This window comes from Xanthobacter sp. BG11Y11_SDJG (genome assembly GCF_057364445.1).
Map to the genome: position 1 here is coordinate 1 of NZ_JBNFNU010000313.1, position 5040 is coordinate 5040.

A 5040-nucleotide genomic window follows, 5' to 3' on the forward strand; every position below is an offset into this window, starting at 1 on the left:
GGGCGACCCCGCACCGCGGAATCCGCGCTGCCGTCTCCCCTTGACAAACCGTCACCCTCCGGGACCGGAGGGCCCATTCCGCGGCCGGCGCGCCGCCGCCGAGGCCGGGGAAATGGGCCGATGACCGCGCCGGTGGCGGGATCGAAGCTCGGGGCGGCGGCGCCATCGGCCGCGTCCACCCACGCGCCGTCGATGAGGTTCCTGGCGACGAGGCCGGTCAGCGCGGTCATGGGCGATGCTCTCGATTGTCGGGTTGCGGCGGTGCCGGCGGCACGGCGTGCATCAGGACCTGGCGGCCATGAGGCGGGCGAAGGCGGCGCCGGGGTCCGCCACCAGAGAGGTCGCAAGATCGACCTCTTCCTCGCCCTTCACATGGATGCGGCGGAACGCCATGGGGTCGTCGGTGAGCGGGGCGGTGGCATCGAGGCCGAGCTTGGCGGACACCCCGTCGTCGGACGAGGGATCGAGCTTGGAGCCCTGCGCGCCGGCCACCAGCACCAGGTCGCGGTCGGCCTGGAAGCGGGTGGCGACCGCCCATTCGATCTCCTCGGCGACGGCGATGTCCACGTCCTTGTCCACCACGATCACCTGCTTGATGTCGTAGTGGCCGCCGAAAGCGCACATGATGATGTTCTTCGGCTCGCCTGCGCTCTGCTTGTCGATCTTCACCGCCAGATGGTAGCGGCAGGTGCCGCCCAGGGTCAGGCGCACGTCGAGCACGTTGGGGAACGAGCGCTTCAGGTGCTGCAGCAGCGTCGCCTCGCGCGGCACCTCGCCCAGCACCAGATGCTCGAAGCTGCCGCCGACGATGGTGTGGAAGATCGGCTGGCGGCGGTGGGTGAGCGCATCGATCTCGATCACGTCGCGCGGGGCGCGGGGGCCGTAATATTGCGGGAACTCGCCGAACGGCCCCTCGGGCTCCAGGACGCCGGGCAGGATGCGGCCCTCCAGAACGATCTCGGCGTCGGCCGGCACCCGCACCGCATTGGTCCGGCACTTCACCACCTCCACCGGGCGCCCCAGCAGCGCGCCGGCGATGGCCATCTCGTCCTCGTCGAGCGCGGCGATGGCCTGCGACGCCAGCAGCAGCGCCGGGTGGACGCCGATGACGATGGCCACCTCCAGCGCGGTCCCGGCCGCCGCCGCCATCCGGCAATAGGCGCGGGTGTGGCGCGGCAGGATCAGGATGCCGATGCGGTTCGGCCCGCTGACCTGGCAGCGGTGGATCGAGACGTTCTGCACCCCGGTCACGGGGTTGCGGGCGATCAGCAGGCCGGCGGTGATATAGGGGCCGCTGTCCAGTTCGTTGTGTTTCGGCACGGGCAGCTGCGCCAGGAGGTCCACCTTCGTGTGCACCACCTCCTGGGCGGGGCCGGCCGCGACCTCCACGCTCGGCAGCGGACGGGCCGCGGCGGCGAGGAAGCGCGGCAGCAGGTCGGCCTCGCCGACCCCGAGGCTGTCGGCCACCCAGGACCGGCGCGCGAACAGGTTCACCGCCACCGGGATGGCATGGCCGCCGGGCCGCGGGAACACCACCGCCTTGTCGCGCTCGGTGCGCTTGGCGATGGCGGCGAGCTCGTCGATCAGGCCGACTCCCTCGCGCGCGACGGCGAGGTCGCCGCGCGTGGCGAGCACCTCAAGCCAGGCGCGCAGGTCCGGCGCGGGAGCGTTCGGGCGGGCGGCGGATGGGCTGTCCATAGAGTGTCTTCCTCGGGCGCGGGGCCGCGCCGCTCGCGCCCCATCGCGGACGCGGGGCCGACCATAGGAAGGCTGGATCATCAAAACAAATAATGATTGATTATCTGCAAAATCATCAGATCTGATGATAAGCGCACCGCTGCGGGAGACAGGCATGGATATCCGGCAGATGCAGTATTTCCTCTGCCTCGCGGAGACCCGCCACATGACGCGGGCGGCGCGCCGGCTCAACATCGTCCAGCCGGCGCTCTCCATGCAGATCGCCAAGCTGGAGGCGGCGTTCGGCCAGAAGCTGTTCGACCGCAGCGCCCATGGCGTCACCCCCACCCTGGCCGGCGAGACGCTGGCCCGCCTGATCGCCCCCATCGTGCGCGACGTCGAGCACGCCATGGAGGAGATGGCGCGCCTCGACGGGCGCATCAGCGGCCGCGTGGCGCTGGGGCTCGTGACCTCGGTGGCGCAGAGCACGCTGGCCAGTTCCACCGCAACCATCGTGGCGCGCTTTCCGGACGTCGAACTGTCGGTCTGCGAGGGTTATACCGAGACGCTGCTGGACTGGGTCGCCTCCGGCCAGCTCGACCTCGCCATCGTCAACGTGCCGCGCCGGACGCTGAGCCTCAATGCGGCGCATGTGCTTGACGAGGACATGGTGTTCGCCTGCCGCGCCGGCCCGGCGCCGAGGCCTCCGCTGGAGATCGCGCATCTGGCGCAGTACGATTTGGTGCTGCCCTCGCGCCGGCACGGGCTGCGGGCCATCCTCGACGAGCATGCCGCCGAGGCGGGCATCAAGCTGAAGCCCCGGCTGGAGATCGACACTCTCCCCGCCATATGCGACGTGGTCGCGACCACCGGCCTCGCCACCGTCCTGCCGACCATCGCGCTCCATCAGGCGCTTGCCGCGGGCAAGGTGCAGGCGCACCGGTTCAGCGGCCCGCGCCTTGCCCGCTCCATCGTGGTGGCGCATCACCCGCGGCGGCAGGTCTCGGCGGCCGCGGGTGCGGTGGTGGAGATCGTGCGGCAGGACGTGATGGCGGCCGCCGCCTCCGCCCGCCGTTTCGTCAGCGAGCCCCCGAAAGCGGAAAGTGATCGCAGTACGGCGGGTGTCGCGACGCGCAACGCGCCGCACCACGCCCGTCGCAAGCCGCGATCACCATCCTAAGGCCTGCCGGCGCACGGCGCGGCAGGTGCCGATCAGCGTCGCCCGTTGCTGGCGATCAGATAGCCTGCGGCGAAGCCGATCATCATGCCCATCAGGCCGGCCGAGGACAGCACCGCAGCGGCCGTTCCGGGGTGCTCGCCGACCGCATCGGACACCATCTGCGCCTTGCGTCCGGCCTGCTTCATGGCGCCGGTTGCCTTGGAGCGCATGTCGTGGAAGGTGTCCTCGGCATCGTCGGCCACATCCGCCGCCCGCTCCCTTATGGATCGGCCGAGCCGGGCCATCTCATCGCGCAATTCGGTGGTCTGCCCCTCCAGGGTCGCGCGGGCCGTCTCGCCGGCATTTACATCAGCCATGATATGTTCCTTGCTCTGTGCGGCGGCGCAGGAAACCCGTCTCTAGACGCAGCCGTCGTCCGGCAAACGCCGGCGCCGCGTCCGGTGTTCCGGCATCGCGCCCCGTGATCGCGCTCTGGCTCCCTGGCCGGGCGGTAATGTCGCGCCTGCGGTTGGGAACCCGGGCCCGCCTTTGAAGCTTTCTTCCCCAGTGCCGCTGAGGCATGTCCAATCCATCCTGGGCGGAGGCGAGGCATTGCTCGACCGCAGGTCATTCGTGCTGGGAGCCGTGCTGCTTCCGGTTCTCGACGCCGTGGCCGCGCGTGGCGCGCTCGCCAAGGAGGGCGAGCGTTTCGATGCCGACGCGGTGCGCAACATGGCGCGCCAGCTGGCTGCGCAGCCGTTCAAGCAGGGCAGCCGGTCGCTGCCGGCGGAATTGGACAAGCTCAGCTATGACGACTACCGGAACATCCGCTTCAACACGGACCGCGCCGTCTGGCGCGGCGAGCAGCTGCCGTTCGAGATGCAGCTGCTGCATCGGGGCTTCCTGTTCCGTGACCCGGTGGACGTGTTCGTGGTGGCCGACGGCCGCGCCCGGCGCATCGCCTATGATCCGGCCCTGTTCCGGTTCGAGCACGGCCTCAAGGCGCCCGCCGCCGGACCGGATTTCGGCTTTTCCGGGTTTCGCCTGCATGGCCCCCTGAACCGGCCGGACTATCTCGACGAGATTGCTGTGTTCCAGGGCGCGAGCTATTTCCGCGCGGTGGCGAAGGGCCAGGGCTACGGCACCTCCGCCCGTGGGCTTGCGGTGAAGACGGCCGCGCCCTCCGGCGAGGAATTCCCGGTGTTCAAGGCGTTCTATGTGGAGCAGCCGCGGGCGGGCGTGGACTCCATCGTGGTCCACGCCCTGCTCGACAGCCCGAGCGCCGCCGCCGCCCACCGCTTCACCCTCCGGCCCGGCGAGGCCACCGTGATGAGCGTGGAGATGGCGCTCTATCCCCGCGTCGACCTGTCCGAGGCGGGCATCGCGCCGCTCACCAGCATGTTCCTGTTCGGACCGGCCGATGATGTCGGCTTCGACGACTTCCGCCCCGCGGTGCGCGACGCCGAAGGGCTTGCCATCACCGAGGGCACGGGCGAACACCTCTGGCGCCCGCTCGCCAATCCCGGCCGGCTGCAGATCAGCGTGTTCTCCGGCTCCAATGTGCGCGGCTTCGGCCTGATGCAGCGCCAGCGCTCCTTCTTCGACTATCAGGACCTGGAAGCGCGGTATGAGAAGCGGCCGAGCGTGTGGGTGGAGCCCATCGGCGACTGGGGCCAGGGTGCCGTCCATCTGGTGGAAATCCCGACCCCGCAGGAAGTCCACGACAACATCGTCGCCTTCTGGCGCCCCAAGGACATCCTGCGCAAGGGCAGCGAATACACCTACACCTACCGCCTGCACTGGGTCTGGGACATGCCGACGCCGCCCGGCCTCGGCCGCGTCGCCGGAACGCGCGCGGGCGGCACCGGCGAGCGGCGGTTGTTCGTCGTCGACCTCGTGGACGGGCCCATGCCGGGGCTGGCGCTGGACGGGGTGCGGGCGGACGTGTCCGCAAGCGCGGGCGAGATCCGCGACGTGGTGCTCCAGCCCAATCCCGAGATTTCCGGCGTGCGCCTGTCCTTCGCCTTCGAGCCGAAGGGGGCAGGCCTGTCCGAACTCAGGGCGCGCCTCCTGAAGGGCGACACGCCGCTCAGCGAAACCTGGCTTTACCGATGGACGCCGTAGCGCAGGTCCGGCCGGCGCCGGCAGCGCCGCCGCCCGGCCTGCCCCCGGACGCCCCGCTCGCCATGCCGGTTCAGGACCTC

Annotated in this window: 4 protein-coding genes and 1 pseudogene; 2 read left to right on the forward strand and 3 right to left on the reverse strand. The window is 70.5% G+C overall.

Annotated features, from left to right (window positions below; genetic code table 11):
• Positions 1-230: pseudogene (locus AC2W7M_RS19505) on the reverse strand (hypothetical protein); the annotation flags it as partial.
• A gap of 52 nt (positions 231-282) precedes the next feature.
• Positions 283-1698 (reverse strand): UbiD family decarboxylase, encoded by a 1416-nt coding sequence (locus AC2W7M_RS19510; protein ID WP_486134206.1) that lies wholly within the window; start codon positions 1696-1698, stop codon positions 283-285.
• Positions 1699-1852: 154 nt separating this feature from the next.
• Here AC2W7M_RS19510 and AC2W7M_RS19515 point away from each other — a divergent pair, with 154 nt between their 5' ends.
• Complete coding sequence (locus AC2W7M_RS19515; protein WP_486134208.1) at positions 1853-2857, forward strand: LysR family transcriptional regulator; 1005 nt, start codon at positions 1853-1855, stop codon at positions 2855-2857.
• A gap of 32 nt (positions 2858-2889) precedes the next feature.
• Here the strand turns inward: AC2W7M_RS19515 and AC2W7M_RS19520 are convergent, their stop codons facing one another.
• Positions 2890-3213, reverse strand: coding sequence for a hypothetical protein (locus tag AC2W7M_RS19520; protein ID WP_486134210.1), 324 nt, complete (start codon positions 3211-3213; stop codon positions 2890-2892).
• Positions 3214-3484: 271 nt separating this feature from the next.
• Here AC2W7M_RS19520 and AC2W7M_RS19525 point away from each other — a divergent pair, with 271 nt between their 5' ends.
• Positions 3485-4960: an OpgD/OpgG family glucan biosynthesis protein gene (locus tag AC2W7M_RS19525; RefSeq protein WP_486134211.1), complete on the forward strand. Its 1476-nt coding sequence runs from the start codon at positions 3485-3487 to the stop codon at positions 4958-4960.
• Positions 4961-5040 lie beyond the last annotated feature (80 nt).